The sequence below is a fragment of the Actinoplanes sp. CA-131856 genome, from assembly GCF_050956135.1.
Classification (GTDB): Bacteria; Actinomycetota; Actinomycetes; order Mycobacteriales; family Micromonosporaceae; genus Actinoplanes.
Genome location: NZ_CP191849.1, coordinates 9,840,481 through 9,861,164, shown reverse-complemented (window position 1 = coordinate 9,861,164; position 20,684 = coordinate 9,840,481). Strand labels below are relative to the sequence as shown.

General features: G+C 70.7%; 18 protein-coding genes. 5 read left to right on the top strand and 13 right to left on the bottom strand.

The features are described 5' to 3' along the window. Window positions 1–81: 81 nt before the first annotated feature. From ACQP2X_RS45330 to ACQP2X_RS45310, 5 genes are all read right to left on the bottom strand, one after another. A complete protein-coding gene (locus ACQP2X_RS45330) occupies window positions 82–960 on the bottom strand; it encodes a branched-chain amino acid ABC transporter permease (protein WP_498692363.1) in 879 nt (292 codons plus the stop codon). Window position 961: 1 nt separating this feature from the next. Then, window positions 962–1,666: an ABC transporter ATP-binding protein gene (locus tag ACQP2X_RS45325; protein WP_498692362.1), complete on the bottom strand. Its 705-nt coding sequence runs from the start codon at window positions 1,664–1,666 to the stop codon at window positions 962–964. Further along, the gene (locus ACQP2X_RS45320) at window positions 1,663–2,403 is read right to left on the bottom strand and encodes an ABC transporter ATP-binding protein (protein ID WP_498692361.1); all 741 of its coding nucleotides are present in this window, start codon (window positions 2,401–2,403) and stop codon (window positions 1,663–1,665) included. Before ACQP2X_RS45320 ends, ACQP2X_RS45325 begins: the two co-directional genes overlap by 4 nt. A gap of 219 nt (window positions 2,404–2,622) precedes the next feature. Beyond that, window positions 2,623–3,258, bottom strand: coding sequence for an alpha-ketoglutarate-dependent dioxygenase AlkB (locus tag ACQP2X_RS45315; protein WP_498692360.1), 636 nt, complete (start codon window positions 3,256–3,258; stop codon window positions 2,623–2,625). Between the two features lie 170 nt (window positions 3,259–3,428). Further along, window positions 3,429–5,033, bottom strand: coding sequence for an MFS transporter (locus ACQP2X_RS45310; protein WP_498692359.1), 1,605 nt, complete (start codon window positions 5,031–5,033; stop codon window positions 3,429–3,431). A gap of 89 nt (window positions 5,034–5,122) precedes the next feature. Here ACQP2X_RS45310 and ACQP2X_RS45305 point away from each other — a divergent pair, with 89 nt between their 5' ends. Further along, window positions 5,123–5,848 carry a TetR/AcrR family transcriptional regulator gene (locus tag ACQP2X_RS45305; protein ID WP_498692358.1) on the top strand — a complete coding sequence of 242 codons (726 nt, stop codon included), beginning with the start codon at window positions 5,123–5,125 and terminating at the stop codon, window positions 5,846–5,848. Here ACQP2X_RS45305 and ACQP2X_RS45300 read toward each other — a convergent pair. From ACQP2X_RS45300 to ACQP2X_RS45270, 7 genes are all read right to left on the bottom strand, one after another. Further along, window positions 5,845–6,834, bottom strand: coding sequence for a succinate dehydrogenase/fumarate reductase iron-sulfur subunit (locus ACQP2X_RS45300; RefSeq protein ID WP_498692357.1), 990 nt, complete (start codon window positions 6,832–6,834; stop codon window positions 5,845–5,847). The two genes, ACQP2X_RS45305 and ACQP2X_RS45300, sit on opposite strands and share 4 nt — an antisense overlap. Then, window positions 6,834–8,777 (bottom strand): fumarate reductase/succinate dehydrogenase flavoprotein subunit, encoded by a 1,944-nt coding sequence (locus tag ACQP2X_RS45295; protein ID WP_498692356.1) that lies wholly within the window; start codon window positions 8,775–8,777, stop codon window positions 6,834–6,836. The genes ACQP2X_RS45300 and ACQP2X_RS45295 overlap by 1 nt, the downstream gene beginning before the upstream one ends. 16 nt (window positions 8,778–8,793) lie before the next feature. Beyond that, window positions 8,794–9,603, bottom strand: coding sequence for a succinate dehydrogenase subunit SdhC (gene sdhC / locus ACQP2X_RS45290; protein ID WP_498692355.1), 810 nt, complete (start codon window positions 9,601–9,603; stop codon window positions 8,794–8,796). A 234-nt stretch (window positions 9,604–9,837) separates the two neighbouring features. After that, window positions 9,838–10,371, bottom strand: coding sequence for a hypothetical protein (locus tag ACQP2X_RS45285; RefSeq protein WP_498692354.1), 534 nt, complete (start codon window positions 10,369–10,371; stop codon window positions 9,838–9,840). 567 nt (window positions 10,372–10,938) lie between these two features. Further along, a complete protein-coding gene (locus ACQP2X_RS45280; RefSeq protein WP_498692353.1) occupies window positions 10,939–12,402 on the bottom strand; it encodes a TldD/PmbA family protein in 1,464 nt (487 codons plus the stop codon). Then, window positions 12,399–13,835: a TldD/PmbA family protein gene (locus tag ACQP2X_RS45275; RefSeq protein WP_498692352.1), complete on the bottom strand. Its 1,437-nt coding sequence runs from the start codon at window positions 13,833–13,835 to the stop codon at window positions 12,399–12,401. The genes ACQP2X_RS45280 and ACQP2X_RS45275 overlap by 4 nt, the downstream gene beginning before the upstream one ends. Window positions 13,836–13,867: 32 nt before the next feature. Further along, window positions 13,868–15,748, bottom strand: coding sequence for a S9 family peptidase (locus ACQP2X_RS45270; protein ID WP_498692351.1), 1,881 nt, complete (start codon window positions 15,746–15,748; stop codon window positions 13,868–13,870). A gap of 38 nt (window positions 15,749–15,786) precedes the next feature. Between ACQP2X_RS45270 and mshB the strand changes: the two genes are divergently transcribed. From mshB to ACQP2X_RS45250, 4 genes are all read left to right on the top strand, one after another. After that, entirely contained in the window at window positions 15,787–16,692 is a 906-nt protein-coding gene (mshB, locus tag ACQP2X_RS45265; protein ID WP_498692350.1) for an N-acetyl-1-D-myo-inositol-2-amino-2-deoxy-alpha-D-glucopyranoside deacetylase, read from the top strand. Continuing rightward, on the top strand, window positions 16,689–17,312 hold the full coding sequence (locus ACQP2X_RS45260) for a hypothetical protein (RefSeq protein WP_498692349.1): 624 nt from the start codon (window positions 16,689–16,691) through the stop codon (window positions 17,310–17,312). The genes mshB and ACQP2X_RS45260 overlap by 4 nt, the downstream gene beginning before the upstream one ends. A gap of 158 nt (window positions 17,313–17,470) precedes the next feature. Next, window positions 17,471–19,213 carry a VanW family protein gene (locus ACQP2X_RS45255; protein WP_498692348.1) on the top strand — a complete coding sequence of 581 codons (1,743 nt, stop codon included), beginning with the start codon at window positions 17,471–17,473 and terminating at the stop codon, window positions 19,211–19,213. Next, window positions 19,210–19,680, top strand: a complete 471-nt coding sequence (locus ACQP2X_RS45250) for a hypothetical protein (RefSeq protein WP_498692347.1) — start codon at window positions 19,210–19,212, stop codon at window positions 19,678–19,680. Before ACQP2X_RS45255 ends, ACQP2X_RS45250 begins: the two co-directional genes overlap by 4 nt. Here ACQP2X_RS45250 and ACQP2X_RS45245 read toward each other — a convergent pair. Then, a complete protein-coding gene (locus ACQP2X_RS45245; RefSeq protein ID WP_498692346.1) occupies window positions 19,677–20,639 on the bottom strand; it encodes a GNAT family N-acetyltransferase in 963 nt (320 codons plus the stop codon). The genes ACQP2X_RS45250 and ACQP2X_RS45245 overlap by 4 nt on opposite strands. Window positions 20,640–20,684: the final 45 nt, after the last annotated feature.

The following is a 20,684-nucleotide window of genomic DNA, read 5'->3' as shown; positions in this document are numbered from 1 at the left end:
AGCCCGCCTTAGGCATGCCCTTCCGGCCCTCGCCGGCGAGGCCGTCGCGAGGTGCGGCTGGGTGCCGCTCGGTGCAGGCGGTCATGCCGTCCTCGCTTTCGATCGGGCGAACAAGCCGTCCGGCCGGCCCAGGAGGACGACCACGAGCAGGCCCAGGACCGCCATCGGGGCGACCGTGGCGCCGAGGTAGCCGCTGATGTACGACAAGACGAGGCCGACGATCAGGCCACCGATGACCGCGCCGATCGGGCTGTCGAGCCCGCCCAGCACGGCGGCGGTGAAGGCCGAGATGAACAGCACGTCCATCGCCGTCGGGTGTAGCCCCAGCTCGGTCGGGATGACCAGCATTCCGGCGAGGGAGCCGACCGCGGCGGCCAGCGCCCAGCCGAGCGTGAGCATGCCGCCGACCGGCACGCCGAGCAGGCGCGACACGTCCGGCGCGAAGGCCGCCGCCCGCATCCGCAGGCCGGTCGGCGTGCGGGTGAACAGCAGCGTGAGCAGAACGACCACGGCACCCACGGCGGCGAAGACGAAGACGTCGTAGCGCGAGAGCAGCGCCACGCCACCGATGTTGAAGGCGTCCCGGCTGAACGGCGCCTCGGCCGGCCGGAACTCGTTGCCGTAGACCATGCCCAGGACGCCCTGGATGATCAGCACCAGCCCGAGCGCCACCACCACCCCGTTGAGCGGCGACGAATGGTCGACGAAGCGCATCACGACCCGCTCGACGGCGGCGCCGAGCAACAGCCCGGCGACGAGCGCCACAGCGAACCCGACCCAGTACGAGCCGGTCGCGTCGGCCACCGAATAGGCCACATAGGCCGTGGCCACCGCCATCGCGCCCTGCGCGAAGTTGACGATCCGGGTGGCCCGCCAGATCAGCACCAGGGCCAGCGCGAACGCCGCGTAGACGGCGCCGCGACTGAGCCCGTCGAAGGTGAGGAACAGGAAACGGTCCATGTCAGAACCCCAGGTAGGCGTGCCGGAGATCGGCGTCGTCGGCGAGCGCCGCGGCGTCGTCGCGGGCGGCTATGCGGCCCAGCGACAGCACGACGCCCTGGTCGGCGATGGACAGGGCGCTGCGCACGTTCTGCTCGACCAGCAGCACCGCCAGCCCGGTGCGGTCGCGCAGATCGCGCAGCAGCGCCATGATCTGGCTGGTGACCCGCGGGGCCAGACCCAGCGACGGCTCGTCGAGCAGCAGCAGCCGGGGCTGCGCGGCCAGGGCGCGGCCGATCGCCAGCATCTGCCGCTCACCGCCGGAAAGCTGATGGCCGAGGTGGGAGCGCCGCTCGGCGAGCCGGGGGAACAGCTCGTAGATCGGCGCCAGCGACGGCTGCGGCTTGCGCCAGAGGCCGCCGAGCCGCAGGTTTTCGTCGACGGTGAGCTCGGTGACCACGCCGCGGCCCTCGGGCACGTGGGCGATGCCGTGCCGCACCAGCCGCTCGACCTTGACGCCACGCAGGTCGGCGCCGTCGAATACGACACGGCCCTTAATCGGCGGCAGCAGCCCCGACAACGCCCGAAGCAAAGTCGTCTTGCCGGCGCCGTTGGCGCCCAGCACGGCGACGATCTGTCCCTCTTGAACGGTGAGACTGACGTCGTGCAGCACCGGCGCAGCCCCATAGCCCACGGTGAGGCCGTCGACCTCCAGCAGGGCGCTCACGCGGCCGCTCCCAGATAGGCCTCGGCGACCTTGTCGTCGTTGCGGATCTCGCCGGGCGTGCCAAGGGCGATCGGCTTGCCGAAGTCGAGGACCAGGATCTCGTCGCAGACCGACATGACCAGGTCCATGTGGTGCTCGACCAGCAGGACCGTGCAGCCGGCCTCCTGGATGAGCGTGGCCAGCCAGCGGATCTCGTCGGCGTCCAGCCCACCGGCCGGCTCGTCGAGCATCAGGATGCGCGGCTTGGCGGCCAGGGCGCGGGCCAGCTCGACCCGCTTGCGCTTGGCATAGGGCAGCGAAGCGGGCAGGGCGGCCGCGTGCTCGGCCACGCCACAGCGCTCGAGCGCGGCCCACGCCTCCTCCTCGTGCTTGCGTGACCGCGCGCCGACCAGCACGTTGTCGAGGACGGTCATGCCGTTGAACTGGCCGACGCCCTGGAGGGTGCGCGCGATGCCGCGGCCGCTGAGGTGATGGGGCCGGGGCTTGAACGGGCGCCCGTCGAGCGTGATGGCGCCCGACTGCGGCGACACGAAGCCGCAGATGACGTTGAACAGGGTGGTCTTGCCGGCGCCGTTGGGACCGATGATGCCGACGATGCGCCCGGGCGGCACCCGGAGCGACACGTCGTCGAGGGCGAGCAGACCACCGAAGCGGACGGTTATGTGATGGAGCGCGAGCCCTTGATCCGCGGGGGAATCGGAGCTTGCGGTCGGGGACTTTGACGAATCCGTTGACATGGTCACCTCGGCTCGAACCGGCAGAGTGGCCTGTGCAGACGGGCGCCCAGGGGGCGGCGACCGTCCTGTGTAGAAAGTGAAGGTCAACTATTTACACTTGGAGTGTAACTTTCTGGCTGTGCACGTCAACCGTCTGTTTCCATGTTGTTTCAATCGGCTTTTACCGGCATGATGCAGCGCCCCGGGAGCCCGCTGGCTCCGGGTGTCGCCGGGTGGTCGTCAGGCCACGTTGATCGGGCGGAACTGGACGCTGACGCGCGGGCCGACCGCCTTGGCCGTCTTGAGGATCGCGTGCTCCCACGTGCGCTGGCACGAGCCGCCCATGACGATCAGATCGCCGTGGCCGAGCGGGAACCGCAGGGTCTCGTGGCCGCCCGCGCGGGGCCGCAATGAGAGGTGGCGCGGCGAGCCGAACGAGACGATCGCGACCATGGTGTCGTGGCGGGCCGAGCGGCCGAGCGTGTCACCGTGCCAGGCGACGCTGTCGCGGCCGTCGCGATAGAGGCACATGCCGGCGGTGACGAAGTCCTCGCCGAGCTCGGCGGCGTAATACCGGTTGAGCTCGGCCTTGGCCTCGGTCAGCGCCGGATGGGGCAGCTCCTCGTCGCCGCCGTACCACCGGAGCAGGCGCGGGACGTCGACGACAGAGTCGTACATCTGGCGGCGGTCGGCGCGCCAGTCGATGCCCAGCAGTGTCTCGAAGACCTCGCCCGAGCCCTGCAGCCAGCCCGGCAGCACGTCGACCCACGCCCCGGCGGTGAGCTCGTGGCGTTTCAGGCGCCCCTCGAGCGGCCCGACTTCAATGGCCGGGCCGCCGGAGAGATCGAACATCGACGGCTGATAGGTGCTGGTCATGCGCAAAGCTTAGTACGGATGTTCGAAGATCGTTTCGGCCCTGTGGATAACTCTCGAAGTCGCCGACCGATCCCGAAATGTCCGGCGCGTCTAGGCCGAGGAGGGGGAAGGCGAGGAAGGGGCGGGCGAGGAAGAGGAAGGCGGGGAAAGGGAGGAGGGGATGAGGAGGCCTAGGAAGAGGAGGCCGAGGACGAGGAGGGAGAGGACGAGGACGAGGACGAGGACGGAAGGGAAGAGGACGAGGAGGGAGGGGACGAGGAGGGAGGGGACGAGGGGGCCGAGGAAAGGGGAGGCGGGGAAGAGGGAGAGGCAGGGGCGGGCCGGGGGCGCAGCACGGAAGCGGCGACCGCGGCGGCGATCACGCCGCCGGCCACTCCGACCAGGGCCGTCGTGGAGATGGCCTCGACGAAGGAGTTCTGCGCCAGGCGGGCCAGGGCCGCGTCCCCCGTCGAGGCCGCGATCCCCAGGGCGTCGCCGATGGAACGGCGCGCCTCCTCGGGCGCGTCGGACGGCATCGCGCTCCGGTAGGCCGTCGTGAGCACGCTGCCCAGCACGGCCACACTCAAGGCCGTACCCACCTGCTGCACCGTGTCGTTCACGGCCGATCCCACACCCACCCGGTCCGGCGGCAGCGCGCCGAGCAGTGTCCCGTAAGCCGCCGGCCCCGCCGTGCCGCTGCCCGCGCCGATCACCACCAGCGCGATCGCCAGCCGAACGTATCCGTCACCCGGCGACAGCGACGCCAGCACGCCGAACCCGCCCGCCATCAGCAACAGCCCGGCCGCCAGGGCCACCCTCGTACCGAACCGCTTGTCGACCACGACGCCGATGCCGTTGAAGATCACCGCCGTGATGAGCAGCGGCACGAACGCCAGGCCGGCCTTCATCGGCCCGTACCCCAGAACGAACTGAAGGTATTGGGTCAATGCCAGCAACACTCCGCCGGCCGAGAACGACAGCAGGACGATCGACAGGCTGGCGCCGCCGAAGTTGCGGTCGCGGAAGAGCGACAACGGCAGCATCGGCTCGGCGACCCGGCGCTCCCAGAGGGCGAACGCGACCAGCCCGACCACCGCGACGGCGAACCCGCCGACGGTGGTCGCGGCCGCCCATCCGTCCTGCGCCGCCCGGATGATGCCCCAGACCAGGGCCGTCATGCCGATCGTGGAGAAGAGCGCGCCGAGCAGGTCGGGGCGCGAGGCCCGGCCGTGCGATTCCGGGATGATGGCCAGCGCGGCCACGATGCCGAGGATCGCGATCGGCACGTTCATCAGGAACACCGAGCCCCACCAGAAGTGCTCCAGCAGCAGGCCGCCGAGGGTGGGCGCGCCGAGCGAGCCGAGCATCAGCACCGAGCTCCAGATGGCGATGGCCTTCTTGCGCTCGGACTCGTCGAACACCGTGGTGAGGATCGACAGCGTGCCCGGCATGAGGAACGCGGCGCCCACGCCCATCAGGCCGCGGACCGCGATGAGCTGACCGGGCGTCTGGCAGAGCGTGGCCAGCACCGACGCGCTGCCGAAGACGATCAGGCCGGTGACCAGCCCGCGGCGGCGGCCGTGGCGGTCGGAGAGGCCGCCCGCGGTGAGCAGCAGGCCGGCGAAGACCAGGATGTACGCGTCGATGATCCACTGAATGTCGGCCGACGAAGCGCCCAGGTCGCGGATCAGCGACGGGATGGCGATGTTGAGCACCATGTTGTCGACGACGACCACCAGCAGACTCAGGCAGAGCACGCCGAGGATCAGCCAGCGACGCGGGTTGCGTTCCTCCACGAATAACCCCGTTCTCGAACACTGTGCGATTGACTCGCACACCGTACCAGCGAACTCGAACACTGTGCGAGTGGCTTTAGGATGGGGCTATGACCTCGAAGTTCGCCGACTCCGTGTGGCTGCGGCCGCCGCGCACCCGCAACGGCCAGCCCACCCTGAGCCGGGAGCAGATCCTCCGCGCGGCCATGGAGATCCTCGACGCCGAGGGGCCGGCCGGGCTGAGCATGCGCCGCCTCGGCACCAAGCTGGGCTCGGGCGCGACCTCGCTCTACTGGCACGTGGCGAACAAGGACGAGCTGCTCGAACTGGCCGTCGACGAGGTGATCGGCGAGATCTACGTCCCGGAACCCGGCGACACCGGCTGGCGGATCGGCGTCTCCGTGTGGGCGACCGGCATGCGTGCCGCCCTGTTGCGTCACCCATGGGTGATCGGCTTGCTCGGCACGCATCCGACTCTGGGACCGAACGCGATGCGGATGGGCGACCGGATCGTGATGCTGCTGACCGGCGCCGGCTTCACGGGCATGCCGCTGTCACACGCCAGCGCGATGATCAACGCGCATGCCATCGGCGCCGCCACCACCGAGGCGGCCGCGCATGCGGCAATCAAGCGCAGCGGCCTCGACATGGCCGGTGCGGCCGACCAGATGCGGCCGTATGTAGAGAAGATGGCCGCCGAACATCCCGCCTACGGCGAATGGCGGCGCCACGCCGGCGTGGAAGGCCGTGACCAGCAGCAGCTCCTGGACGAAGGGTTCGCCTTCGGCCTGGAGCGGCTGCTGGACGGCTTGGAACTCTGGTTGACGAAGAACTAGTGGGCGTTCGGGTCGGAGCCCGAGTCCGCCTTGTCGGCGGGCGGGTGATAGGTCACCGTGCCCGGCGCCATCGGGAACGACAGGTCGTCGCCGAACGGTGACGGGCCACCCTGCGTGGGCAGCGAGATCTCGGAGACGTCCATCTTGCCGTCCTCACGCACCGGCGCGCCCTCGGGCAGACGGGCGCTGGAGTAGTGGGTCGTGTCGGTGGTCGGCGCCGGGGAGGCCTCCAGCTCGTCGCGACGGAAGATCTTGCGGCCGAGCCAGACCAGGGGGTCGTATCGTTTGTCCACCACGCGCTCCTTCATCGGAATGATCGCGTTGTCGGTGATCTTGATGTGCTCGGGGCAGACCTCGGTGCAGCACTTGGTGATGTTGCAGTAGCCGAGGCCCTGGTGTGCCTGCGCGTACTGCTTGCGGTCGGTCCGGTCGTCGAGCGGGTGCATGTCGAGCTCGGCGGCCCGGATGAAGTAGCGCGGGCCGGAGAACGCGGCCTTGTTCTCCTCGTGGTCGCGGACGACGTGACACGTGTTCTGGCAGAGGTAACACTCGATGCACTTGCGGAACTCCTGGCTCCGCTCGACGTCGATCTGCTGCATGCGGTAGTCGCCCGGCGCTACCCCGGGCGGGGGCGCGAACGCGGGCGTCTCGCGGGCCTTCTCATAGTTGAAGGACACGTCGGTGACCAGGTCGCGGATGACCGGGAAGGTCCGCAGCGGCGTGATCGTGACCGTCTCGTCCTCCTCGAAAGTGGACATCCGGGTCATGCAGCCAAGCCGCGGCTTGCCGTTGATCTCCATCGAGCAGGAGCCGCACTTGCCGGCCTTGCAGTTCCACCGGCAGGCCAGGTCGGGCGTCTGCGTGGCCTGGAGCCGGTGGATGATGTCGAGCACGACCTCACCCTCGTTGACCTCGACGTCGAAATCCTGGATGTCGCCGCCGGACGAGTCGCCGCGCCAGACGCGGAAGTGGCGCTTCGTGCCCATTACTTCGCCTCCGTCTTGCTCTGCGCGTCCGTCCGGGCGCCGGGGATGTGAGCCGCGCCGGGCTGGTTCAATTCCTCGTCGGTCATATATTTGGCCAGCTCACTGCGCTCGAAGAGCTCGATCAGCTCATCGCGCATGGTCGGCAGCGGCTTGTGCTCGAGGTGCACGTCGCCGCTCTTGTCGAGCGAGCAGACCAGGTTGACCTGCCGCCACTGCGGGCTCATCTGCGGGAAGTCCTCGCGGGTGTGGCCGCCGCGCGACTCCTCCCGCTCGAGCGCGGCCTTAGCCGTGCACTCCGAGACGACCAGCATGTTGCGCAGGTCGAGGGCGAGATGCCAGCCGGGGTTGTAGAGGCGGCCGCCGGTCGCGCCCACATTGGCCACGCGGGCCTTCAGGTCCTGCAACCGCTTGAGCGCGTCGGTCAGCTCGCCCGCCCGCCGGATGATGCCGACCAGGTCACCCATCACCGCTTGAAGATCTTGTTGCAGGGTGTACGGGTTTTCGCCGCTCTGCCTCTGCAGAGGCGCCAGGGCGGTGGTGACAGCGGCTTCGACGTCGGCGGTGTGCACCCGTGGCTTCGCGGTCAGCGAGTCGGCGTACGCCGCCGCGTGCTCACCGGCGCGCTTACCGAAGACCAGCAGGTCGGAGAGCGAGTTGCCGCCGAGCCGGTTGGAGCCGTGCATGCCGCCGGACACCTCGCCCGCCGCGAACAGACCGGCCACCGTGCCCAGCGCCGCGCCCGAGTCGGGGTCGACCTCGACCCCGCCCATCACGTAGTGACAGGTCGGCCCGACCTCCATCGGCTCCTTGGTGATGTCGACATCGGCCAGCTCCTTGAACTGGTGGTACATCGACGGGAGGCGCCGGGTGATCACCTCGGCCGGCATGCGGGTCGACACGTCGAGGTAGACGCCGCCGGCCGGCGTGCCCCGCCCCGCCTTGACCTCGGAGTTGATCGCGCGCGCGACCTCGTCACGCGGAAGCAGCTCGGGCGGCCTGCGGTTGTTGTCCGGATCCTCGTACCACCGGTCGGCCTCCTCCTCGGTCTCCGCGTACTGCTTGCGGAAGACGTCGGGGACGTAGTCGAACATGAAGCGCTTGCCGTCGGAGTTGCGCAGCACGCCGCCGTCGCCCCGGACCGACTCGGTGACCAGGATGCCCTTGACGCTGGGCGGCCAGACCATGCCGGTCGGGTGGAACTGGAGGAACTCCATGTTGATCAGAGTCGCGCCCGAGCGCAGGGCGAGCGCGTGCCCGTCGCCGGTGTACTCCCACGAGTTCGAGGTGACCTTGTAGCTGCGGCCGACGCCGCCGGTCGCGAGCACCACGGCCGGGGCCTCGAGCAGGATGAACTCGCCCGACTCGCGGTAGTAGCCGAACGCGCCGGCCACCCGGTCGCCGTCGAGCAGCAGCTCGGTGATGGTCGTCTCGGCGAACACCCGGATGCGCGAGTCGTAGCTTCCGGTCTCGGCGAAGTCCTCCTGCTGCAACGAGACGATCTTCTGCTGCAGGGTGCGGATCAGCTCGAGGCCCGTACGGTCGCCGACGTGCGCCAGCCGCGGATATTCGTGACCGCCGAAGTTGCGCTGGGAGATCTTTCCGTCCTTCGTACGGTCGAAGAGCGCCCCGTACGTCTCCAGCTCCCAGATCCGCTCCGGAGCCTCCTTGGCGTGCAGCTCGGCCATCCGGAAGTTGTTCAGGAACTTGCCGCCGCGCATGGTGTCGCGGAAGTGGACCATCCAGTTGTCGCGGCTGTTCACGTTGCCCATCGCGGCGGCGGCGCCGCCCTCGGCCATGACCGTGTGGGCCTTGCCGAACAGCGACTTCGAGATGATCGCCGTACGCTTGCCGGCCAGCCGGGCCTCGATCGCCGCCCGCAGGCCGGCCCCGCCGGCTCCGATGACGACGACGTCGTAGTGGTGTCGTTCGATGCGAGTGCTCATGTGTGCGCGCCGCCCCCTAGCCGACGAACCGCAGGTCGGAGAACCATTCGGCGGACAGGGCCATGACGTAGAAGTCGGTGACCGCGAGCGTGCCGAGGGTGATCCAGGCCAATTGCATGTGGCGCGTGTTCAGCTTGGACACGAAGGTCCAGAACCGGTAGCGCACCGGGTGTTTCGAGAAGTGCTTGAGGCGGCCGCCGGCGATGTGGCGGCAGGAGTGGCAGGACAGCGTGTACGCCCAGAGCATCACCACGTTGACGAGCAGGACGATGTTGCCGAGACCGAAGCCGAAGCCGCCGCCCGGGCTGTGGAAGGCGATGATCGCGTCCCACGTGTTGATCACCGAGATGATGGCGGCGGCGTAGAAGGCGTACCGATGGGCGTTCTGGAAGATCAGCGGGAACCGGGTCTCACCCGAGTATTTGCTGTGGCCGTCGGGGACGGCGCAGGCCGGCGGCGAGAGCCAGAAGGCGCGGTAGTACGCCTTGCGGTAGTAATAGCAGGTCAGCCGGAACAGCAGCAGGAAGGGCAGCGTGAAGGCGGCCTCGGGGATCAGCCAGAAGCTGGGCAGCGGGGTGCCGAACAGCGCCGCCTCGGGAACGCACCGATCGGTGATGCAGGGTGAGTAGAACGGCGTGAGGTAGTGGTACGCCTCGACGAAATACCACTTGTGCATGAACACGCGGACGGTCGCGTAAGTGACCCAGGCCCCGAGGCCGATGAAGGTGATCAGCGGCGGAAGCCACCATCGGTCGGTGCGCAACGTCTTCGCCGTGATGGCCGCGCGCGATCGGCCCGCGCCCGGCCTCGTTGCCGTCGTCGTCATTCGATCTCCTGATCGTGCCTGTCCCCATGACTGGCTGCTGTGTGACCCGGCTGTCAACGAGCGAGGAGCCTTGGCAGCCGCCGTGATGTGGAGCACACGTTACGCCGGGGGTCAGACAGTTTCGCGCTCAGGGATGCGGTATGGATCACAAAATTCGACCCCGATCACATCGACAAGATCAAAAGCGTTAATGGATCTTGGTCCGTACGCGTCGAGGTGTGCAAATAGGACGAATCACAGGTCCGGCGCGGCGAGCCGCCGGATCGAACCGGCGCAGCCGGCCGGCGAGGACTCGACGAGATCGTCGGCGACCGGTTCCCCGTCGGCGTTGCGCGGCGCGACGTAGAAGGCCGGCGCGCTGGTCTTGGACTGCCGGTCGAGAGCGTCCGCGAACACGGCCCGGGCGTCGAGCAGTTGACGCCAGTCGTCCTGGTCCTCGGCCGACGGCACCTCACCCACGAAGATCCGCACGGCCGCGTTCTCGTTCCGGACGGCGGTGGCCCGCGCGGTCGGGCCGGCGGTCGCCCCCGGCGGGACGAGCTTGTTGAGCCGGCGTTCCAGATCGAGACAGCGGTCGTCCCGCGATTGCCGAACCTCGCGGGCGTCAGAGGCTTGATCCCGTACGCCGTCGACCGCGTCGACAACCGCAAGCGCGCCCACACAGATCGCGATGACGACGATCGCGGCCCCGAGGGAAATTCCCGCCACGAACCATTGCCGCCGCCGGCGTTGCCGCGCCCCACCGCCCGCGGGCGCCAGCCCGAACATCCGCCGCCCACCCGCCGACGCCGCGGCTTGTCCCGCCCCAAATGCGGTTGCGGGAGGAGAGGAGGTAGGTGAAGACGCGGAAGACCCCGAGGTGGTCGCGGAAGTTCCGGCGCTTGCGGGAGTTCCGGCGGGCGCAGGAGTTTCGGCGGCCGCGGGAGTTCCGGTGGCCGCAGGAGTTCCGATGGGCGGAGGAGAGGAGCCGGGGAAGGACGCGGGAGCAGCTGAGGTGGGCGCGGGGGAAGAGCTGGGGAAGGCCGCGGGAGCACCTGAGGCGGTCGCGAGGGATCCGGCGGGCGCGGGAGGAGAGGGGAAGGAGACGGGAGAGCCGGAGGTGGGCGCGGCAGTCCCGGCGGGTGCGGGAGCAAGGGAGGAGGGCGAAGGAGCGGGAAAGCCTGTGGCGGGCGTGGGAGAGTCGTCCGACGCGCGGTCGCCCGTTCCCGGCGCGCCACTGTCGGCCGGCCAGCTGCCGGAATCCGGATCGCGCGGCGTTTCGCTCACCGGCCCAGTGAAACACGCCGGTCAATGCCGCCGCCCGGCCGAACTTGGGGTCCGGCCGGGCAGCGGGTGTCAGCCGGAGGCGTTGCCGGTCAGGTTCCAGGAGGACAAGTGGAGGGCCGGGGCCGCGTAGCGGGTGCCGGACCAGCGGTCGGGCAGCAGGATGGACTCGCTTCCGATGCCCTTGACCGCGCCAGGGGACAAAGCCTGTGGGTAGGACTGGGTGAAGCGCATGTTGCTCACCGGGGCCACCAGCTCGCCGTTCTCGATCAGCCAGACGCCGTTGCGGGTCAGGCCGGTGATGATCAGGGCTTTCTGGTCGAGGACCCTCGTGTACCAGAAATCGGTGATCAGCAGGCCGCGCTCCATGCGGGACACCAGGGGGCGGGCCGACTCCGCGATCGGGTTGCCTGGCTCGGCCGCCGGGAGCTCGGGCTCGGTCGCGGCCGGGGCCGCCTCGAGCCGCATGTGGGTGGCCATCGGGCCCCACGAGCGGGATGTCGGTGAGGCGTGACCCGTCGACGCCGTGCCCGCGTCGGCGGCCGAGGCCCGGTCGTGTGCCACCGCCTTCGTCACTCCGTCGCGGACCAGCACCAGTGACTCGCGCGGGGTGCCCTCGATGTCGAACGGCAGGCCCGGCGCCGGTTCGGAGCGGCTGCCCAGCGGCTCGTCCACGATGGTCACCTGCGGGTCGAACTGCTCGGACTCGAGCTCGGCGAACGACTGCTTCTGGGCGAACGCCTTGCCGTTGAACCCGAACAGCGCGAAGTTGTCGAGCAGGTCGGCCACCGCCTCCGGCTCGAGCACCACCTCGTAGCGGCCCGGCGGCAACTCGATCGGGCTCTGCGCCGCCCTCGCCTTGGCCGCCGCCCGCGCTCCCAGGGCGGCTCCGTCGAGGCCGGCCAGGCGGCCCCCGGCCAGCCGGGCCACGCCGTCGGCGCCGTTCAGGCGCGCGATGCCGTCCATGGCCGCCTCGGCCGTGCGGCCCTCGACCGCCTGACCGGCGCTGTTGGCGAAAGCGGCGGACGTGTAGGTCGTACGGCAATAGCCTGCTGTTTCCAGGCCTTCCGCCGCTCGCACGAAATCGCGCACCCGCTCGGCCCGCTCGGCCGGCGTGGCCCTCGCGGTCGCCTCGTCGAAGCCGAAGTCGAGACCCGACCGCGGACCCGAGCCGTGATGGCCGGCCGAACCGTGCAGCGGCGACGGCGGGGTCAGACCTGGCCATGCCGTGTCGGGCGGGCTCAACCGGACCGCCGTCACCGTGCGCTCGACCAGGCCGCGCAGGCCGGACGGCTCGGCCACCGTGGTCGAGCCGCTCGCCGACCGGCCCTCCAGGTGGAGCCGGAGCCGGATGGTCGTGGTCGCCTCGGCCACGTTCTGATGGATGGCCGAGTTGGCGAACCTGGTCAGCGCCTCGGCGTCGTGGCGCACCGTCACCTCGGCCTCAGCGGCCGGGCCGGCGATCTCGCGGACCAGCTCGATGACGCGGGCCGCGAGCTCGAGCTCGGCGCCCGTCCGGATGATGTCGGCGGTCATCCGCGCACCCCCACTCGTACGTTGGTGAACCGGGCCGGAGCGGCCGGATGGCCGGTGTGACCCACCTGGCCGGGCTGGCCCTTGCCGCAGTTGGGCGTGCCCCACGCGATGGTCTCGGAGGAGAGCATGTCCATCGACTGCCAGAATTTCGGGCCGATGCCCGTGTAGGTCGGGTTGCGCAGCATGCGGCCGAGCTTCCCGTTCTTGATCTCGTAGCCGATCTCGCAGCCGAACTGGAAGTTGAGCCGCCGGTCGTCGATCGACCAGGACCGGTTGATGTCCATGAACACGCCGTCGTCGGTCGACGCGATGATCTCGTCGAGCGTGTGCGGGCCGGGCTCGAGGCCCACATTGGTCATCCGGACCATGGGGAGCCGGGCCCAGCCGTCGGACCGTACGCTGCCCGCGTAGTCGAGGCCGGCCACCGCCGCCGAGTCACGCCCGGCCAGCACGCCCACCCAGATGCCGTCGCGGACCGCGTCGCGCTTGGTCGCCGGCGTGCCCTCGTCGTCGAAGCCGAAGCTGCCCAGCGCCCCGGGGATGCCGGGGTCGATGGTGATGTTCATCAGCTCGGAGCCGTAGCGCAGGGAACCCAGCTGTTTCAGGTCGAGCCAGCTGGTGCCGGCGAAGGCCGCCTCCCAGCCGAGGATGCGGTCGAGCTCGATGGCATGCCCCACCGACTCGTGGATCTGCAACGCCAGCTGCTCGCCGCCGAGCACCAGCGTGGTCTCGCCGGGCGGGCACAGCGGAGCGGTCAGCAGGGCCCGCGCCTCGTCGGCCATCCGTGGCGCGTTGCCGACCAGGTCGAGGCCGTCGACCAGCTCCCAGCCGCTCGTGCCGTACTGCCCCCGGTGAGACGGCCAGGAGCGGCGCTGGATCTCGCCGTCACCGTAAGCACTGGCCGTGACGCCGGCCCCGCACTCGCGGATGTGCTGGTCGATGCGGTGGCCCTCGCTGGAGACGAACCATTTCCGGGTGTCCCAGATCTGGTAGATGCCCTCGGCCAGGTCGGCGCCGGCCTGCTTGGCGGCCGCGGTGGCGCTCACCAGCAGGTCGCCCTTGGTGGAGAGGCCGACACCGAGCGGGTCGACCTCGCAGGAACTGGCCCAGCTCGCCTCGACCGGGTCGCCCGGCACCAGGTCGACCGGTGGGCCGGGGACCGTGGCGCTGGCCGTGGCGATCTGCGCCGCGCGGCGCCCGGCCGCCCGCGCCGCGGACTCGGAGAGGTCGGGAACGGCGTAGAACCCCCAGCTGGAGCCGACCAGGGCCCGGACGCCCAGGCCGGCGCTCTCGGCCGAGCCCAGCTCCTCGACGTCGCCGTCGCGGGCGGTCATCGACTCGGTGCGCCGCAGCATGACACGGCAGTCGGCGTAACGGGCACCGGCGTCCAGCGCGGCTTGCACCGCCGCGGACGCCTCATCGAAGTGGCTCATGAGGCGACCCTAGGCCAGGGGTGCGACAAAACTCAGCGGAGGAACGCGAGCTCCTCTTCGAGCGTGGCGGACTCCACACAGGTGAAGCCGGCCGGCGAAGCGCCCACGACCAGCAGGGACTCGGTGGGCTCGGCGCCGAGCAGGCTGTGGTGGGCGTAGACGTCGGCCGAGTCGTGCCGGTCGCCGAGATAGCGCTCGGCGAACGCGGCCGGCAGGTCGTGCCAGTCGAGCACGGGCGATCGGGCCACGCCTCGGTGGAAGACGTCGGGCCGGCGCAGCACCGCCATCGCGGCCAGCCATCCGCCGAGTCCGGCGCCGCGCACGGCCACCGCCGACAGGTCGAGGTCGGGATGCTTGCCGACCAGCGCGTACAGGGCGTCCACCTGATCGGCCAGGGCCACGTCGACCAGCCGGCGATGGACCACCTTTTCGTAACTGGGTGCTATTCCGGGCGTACCCCGGCCGTCGATCGTGACGACGGCGAAGCCGGAGTCGGCCCACCACTGTTTCTCGAGCCAGGTCAAGGGATCGTGCACCACCTGCTGCCGGCCCGGACCGTCGCCGAGCGTGACCAGCACGGGCAGGCGGGTCCCGGCGACGAAGGACGCTGGATAACGCACCGACGCCGGCAGCCGGCGGTCGGTCACACGCTCGAGAACCGGCGGGCTCGTGGGCGGCGGAGTCGCGGCCACGCTGCGCAGGGTGGTGACGTGGGCCTCGCCGCGCCACACCTCGCCGTCGACGACGAGGACGTCGCCTCCGGCCTCCGCCCGGTGCCAGCCGGGGGCCGAGGTGATCTTCCTGGCCTCGGCGCCACCGCCGCCGAGAGACGTACGCACGCGGAAGACGTCCTGCCGCCACGGGTCGCCCTCGGTGCCCTCGACGATCAGATCGGGCGCGCTCGGTGGACCGCCGGGACGCGGCGCCGAGCCGACGACCCGCCGCACGTAGAGGCCGGGCGGCGTCAGCAGGCTGCCGTCGGCGAACAGGCACCGCGCGTCGAACCCGTCGTGGGCCAGCTCGCCGCCGACCAGCACCCGGCCGTCGGGCAGGTGACGCGGCGTCCCGGTCACCGGCTCGACCCAGCGGGCGTCGGCCAGTTCGGCGTGCACCTGCGTCTCGCCGGTGCGCGGATCGATCGCCAGCACCAGGCCGTGCTGCTGCATGCGGCGCAGCACCGTGATGAGCGGGCCACCGCTGTCGGCCCAGCGCACGTTCACCACGTACGGATAGGTCTCCCGGTCCCAATGCACGTCGACCCAGCCGTAGTCGAGGTCGAGCAGGTGCAGGCTGGTCGAGGCGGCCGTGCGCGCGGCGAGGATCTGGCCGCCGTCCGGCGCCCACCACCAGCCACGCCGCCGGCCGAACCGCTCGGCCGCGTCGTCGGGCACACCCCAGGAGATCGACCCGCCGTGCTCCCGCCAGGCGCTGCCCGGCTCGCCGGCCAGGAGCCGATCGCCCTCGGGCCCGGACACGCGCAGCGAGGCGGCCCCGTCCTTCCGGGTCACGTAGCCGACGCGCCGCCCGTCGGGATCGGGCCGGGGATCCTCGACCGGGCCCTCGGCCGGCACGTGCGTCACCTCGCCACTGATCAGATCGGCCCGGCACAGCTGTCCCTCGAAGACGAACGCCGCGGTCCGGCAGTCACGATCGACCGCGTACGCCGTCACGGGTTTCGCCGAGACGAGCGTCTCGGTGGCGGTCGCCACATTCAAGACCCAGAGCCGGCCGTACGGATCCTCGGGGCCGGACGAGCGCAGGAAGGCCACCCGCGCGCCGTCCCCGCCGACCGTCACCTGGTACGGCGCGCCGTAGCGGAAGTGACCGGTGCGCTCCGCGAGTCCGGGGTAGTCCACCTGGACAGCATCGCTGATCAAGCCGCCTTCCCGCGCCCCAAACGACCAGCCCGGCATCGCCGAACCTGTCGGAGGTCCCGCGTAGAGTTGCGCCCGTGACTGACGCCCTGCCCGCACGCCGGCTGCTGCTGGTGCACGCCCATCCCGACGACGAGGTCACCGGCACCGGCGCCACCATGGCCCACTACGCCGCGTCCGGCGCCCACGTGACGCTCGTGACCTGCACCCTCGGCGAGGAGGGCGAGATACATGTGCCGGCGCTGGCCCAGCTCGAGGCCGCGCAGGCCGACCAGCTCGGCGGCTATCGCATCGTCGAGCTCGAGCGCGCCTGCGCCGCGCTGGGGGTGACCGATCACCGCTTTCTCGGCGGCGCCGGCCGCTACCGCGACTCCGGGATGATGGGCCTGCCGACCAACGAGAACCCCCGGGCGTTCTGGCAGGCCGACCTCGACGAGGCGGCCGGGATGCTCCTCGAGATCATCCGCGAGATCCGTCCCCAGGTCATGATCACGTACGACCCGAACGGCTTCTACGGTCATCCCGACCACATCCAGGCCCACCGGGTGGCGATGCGGGCGGCCGAGCTGGCCGGCGACGAGGGCCCGCAGAAGATCTACTGGACCGCCATGCCGATCAGCGTCCTGCGCGACGGCATGGAGGCGTTCCGCGAGCTCTCCGACAACCCGTTCGCCGACGTCGAGCGGGTCGAGGACCTGCCGTTCGGCCACCCCGACGACGAGATCGCGGCCCGGATGGACGGCACCGACCACTACCAGCAGAAGGTGGCGGCGATGCGCGCCCACGCCACCCAGATCCCCGACAACTCGTGGCTCTACGGCATCGCCGGCGACTTCGGCGGCGAGTTCATGGGCGTCGAGTACTACACGATCGCCAAGGGTGAGCGCGGCCCCGGCGAGGGCCCGCACGGCTGGGAGAGCGACCTGTTCGGCGGCCTGGGTCTCGAGCAGCCCTCCGCGGCGTCGGAGGGCTCGGCCCGATGAACCGCGCGGACACGGGCGCCCGGGTCCCGGTGGCCCGTGCCGCTTCGGACGAGGAGACCGCGGTGAGCGCTTCACAGACCGGCGGCGACGAGACGGTGGCCGAGATCAGGTCCGGCGGCGACGAGACGGTGGCCGAGGTCGCGTCCGGCGGCGACGAGCGGCCGACCATCGAGGTGACGCCCGGCCGGGAGCCGTGGGCCGGCGCCGAGTCGCTGATCCGGTGGGGCGGCCTGGTGGTGGCGATCCTCGCGTCGTTCGTGAGCGGGGTGTTCGAGCTGCTGCTGACCACGCTGCGCGCGGGCGACCTGGTGTCGGTCTGGAGCGGCGACGCGATCGGCTCCGGCGGCGGTCCGCTGCTCGGTCTGTCGGTGGTGCTGGCCGCGGTGCTGAACTACGCCATCGCCTGGTTCGCGGTCACGACGACGCGGCGCAAGTGGGCGCTCGGGCCGCCGTGGGCCCTGTGGACGCTGATGATGCTGCTCGCGGCGGGCGTGCGCACGAGCGAGGGCGACTATCTGCTCGGCGGCGAGAACTGGATCGCCCTGGTGATGATCCTGGTCGGCAGCCTGACGTACGCGGTGTACTCCTATCGCTTGATCTTGAAGCGCACCCTTCCCTGACGGCACCTCCGCGCGCCATCCTGATCCCGCCCGGTCCGCCGGGCGGTACCGGGTGAACCGGTGACCGCCACGTGGCGTAAGAACGAATCGAGAACGGCTGATCCGATCGGCCGGGCGATTCGCGGGGCTTCCCGCGCCGAGTGGTGAGGTGAGCGCGCGTGAAGTCGAGCCCCGATGTCCCACCCGTGGTGGCGGAGCCGGCGGCCGGGGAGCCCGCCGGCGGCGACGTCGCGGTGGAGGTGGCCGGGTCACGGTCGAAGCGGCGCTGGCTGATCGCGGGTGGCGTGGTGCTCCTTCTGGCCGGGGTCACGGCCGGTGGGGGTGCCTATGCCATGGCCGGGGACATTCCGCGCGGCACCGAGGTGCTCGGCGTCGATCTCGGGGCGACGTCGCGGGCGGAGGCCGAGAACCTGGTCGGGGCGGAGGCGGCGGCCCGGAGTGAGCGGCCGGTGCGGATCACCGTCGACGGCAAGGACGTGACGCTTGCGCCCTCGGCCGTGGGATTGGCCATCGATGTTCCCGCGACTGTCGACGCGGCGGCCGGCGGTGGGGTCCGGCTCTTCGGGACCCGGAAGGTCGCGGCGGTCGTCCGGCTCGACGAGGCGAAGCTCGAAGCGGCGCTGCGCAAGCACGTGGCGAGCGGGCGGATCGGCATGAAGAAGCCGGGGATCGCTTTCGCGGGTGTCGCGCCCGTGGCGACGTACCCCCAAGCGGGTCTTGACCTTGATCGTGGGATCGCGGCGGAGCGGGTGCGTGCGGCGTGGCCCGTGGGTGAAGTGGCCGTGGTGCCGCTTGTCGAACGGACCCCGGTGACCACGAAAGCGCAGGTGGACGAGCTGATCGCCGGGTTCGCGAAGCCGGCCGTGGCGGCGCCGGTGACCGTGAGTGTGGGCGCCGTGAAGTTTCAGCTCTCGCCGGCGGCCATCGCGAAAGGGCTGGTCTTCCGCGCGGACGCCGACGGGCGGCTGACGCCGGCGATCGACGGGGCGAAGCTGCGGGCGGCCGCGGCCAAGGAGTTCGCCAAGGCCGAGACGCCGCCCCGGCAGGCCAGGATCACGCTGGCCGGTGGGGCGCCGAAGATCGTGGCCAGCACGCCCGGCAAGGTCGTAGCGCTCGGCAACGAGCTGCTCGCCGTGCTGCCGGAGCCGGCGCCCCGCGCGATCACCGCGACCCTGAAGGCCACCCCGGCCGGCGCGACCGACGCCGCGGTGGCCAAGCTCGGGATCAAGGAGCGGGTGTCGACCTTCACCACGTACTTCACCGGTGGCGCCAAGTCGCCGCGCAGCCAGAACATCATCACGATCGCCAAGGCGGTCGACGGGGCCGTCGTCAAGCCGGGCGAGACGTTCTCGCTCAACGGGCACACCGGCGAGCGTGGCTATCACAACGGATACAAGGACGCGCCGGTGATCGTCAACGGCGTGCTCGAGCCGGGCGTGGCCGGCGGCGCCTCGCAGTTCACGACGACGCTGTTCAACGCCGCCTACTACGCCGGCCTCCAGGACGTCGAGCACAAGCCGCACTCGTTCTACTTCTCGCGCTACCCGGCCGTCATCGAGTCGACGATCTTCTATCCCACCCTCGATCTCAAGTTCAAGAACACCACGCCGTACGGGATTCTGATCGACACCGCCACGACCGGTCGCTCCGTGACGGTCTCGATGTGGGGCACCAAGATCTACGACAGCGTGAAGACCGTCTACGGGCCGCGCCGCAACCACACCAGCCCGCCGACCGTGCACCGCGAGGACGGGCCCAAGTGCCTGACTAGCAGCGGACTCCCAGGTTTCACCCAGGACGCATGGCGCGTCATCCGCAAAGATGGCCGGGAGATCGAGCGCAAGAAGTTCACCTGGCGCTACGATCCCGAACCACGATTCGTGTGCGGGGAGGAAGAATGAGGCAGCAGCGCTGGTTCCCGGCCGTGGCGCTGGCGGTCGGACTGTTCGCGATCAACGTGGTGGCCCGGCTGCTCACGCGGTTCGTGTTCGACGGCGACGACACGGCCGAAAACCGTGCTTCGATCATGATGTTCGCGCTCATCGGACTGGTCATCGCGATCTACACGTTCATCGTGTCGCAGCGGCGCCGGCCGTCCGAGTGGCTCCTGCCCGACCTCGTCTTCGGCGCCGTCGGCGGCATGCTGCTGACCATCCTGGTCGGACCGTTCATCAGCGGTGGGCAGCCGTTCTCGAGCGGCGCCGGCAACTTCTTCTCGCAGGTCTGGCTCTACGGCGGCTTCGCGATCGGCGGCACCCTGGTCGGCTACTGGATCTCCATGATGCTGGGCAAGGACTACCGGTCGCGCTCGCTCAAGGCGTACACCGAGTCCCGTCAGGCGAAGCCGCGCAAGGTCGTCCGGCGTTAGAGCGGCGCTTCGCGTGTCAGGTACGTGTGGTGGGTCGTGAAGCCGATCCGGCCGTAGAGCGTCACCGCCGGCGTGTTGCGCTCCTCGACCTGCAGATAGGCCCGGGTGGCGTTGTGCTGCGTGGCCCACTGGGCGAGAGCGCGCACCACATGCTGGGCGATGCCGCGGCGGCGGGCGGCCGGCGCCGTCTGGAGCAACGAGACGCCCAGCCACCGGCCCGGGTCGGTGACCGCGCCGCGGCCGACCGCGAGCAGGCTCCCGTCGGCGTCACGCACCTGGGCGAAGGCCACCTCTTCGGGGCCGGTGAGGATGCGCACCGCGGCCGCGGGCAGCGTGCCCTTGTGCTCGGCCACCATGGCGTACCAGTCGTCGCCCGGCGTGTCGGCCACCTCGACCGGCGGCAGGTCGGCCCGCGCCTCCAGGCGCGACAAAAGCGGAGAAAGCAGGGCCGTCTGGACGAGCGTGAGCGGCCGCGACGTCCAGCCGCGCCCGTCCAGGGTGGCGTTCACCGGCGCCGCCAGCGGCATCGGCGCGTTGATCAGCGGGCGCTGGCCGTGCTCGCCGTACCAGTCGGCGACCCCGTCGATGGCCGCCTCGAGCGTACGGTCGGGATCGCCCACGGCGAGCGCCGAATTGGCCCGGCCGGTCCAGTTGCCGGCCGCGCGCAGGATCCAGCCACCCAGCCTGGCCTGCACCGGGGCCGGCCAGGCGGCGTTCGCGGCGAGCTCCAGATCGATGACGTCACGGGCCGGCGGGCGGCGGGCCGGTGGCACCCGCTTGGCCCGGTGCACCTCGCGCAACGGCACCCGCACGGTGCCCTTGTCGGTGGCGATGGTGAGATCGGTGTCCGTGAGGTCGACCAGCTCACCCAGGGCATCCGTGTAGAGCGTCCGGTCCGGGGTAACGCCTACAATTCGGCGTACCACCACCCGGTGTCCCACATCCTGCCGACGGAGCACGTGTCACCTCCTCCGGCGGAGATACTAGGCTCTGCAACTGTCGCC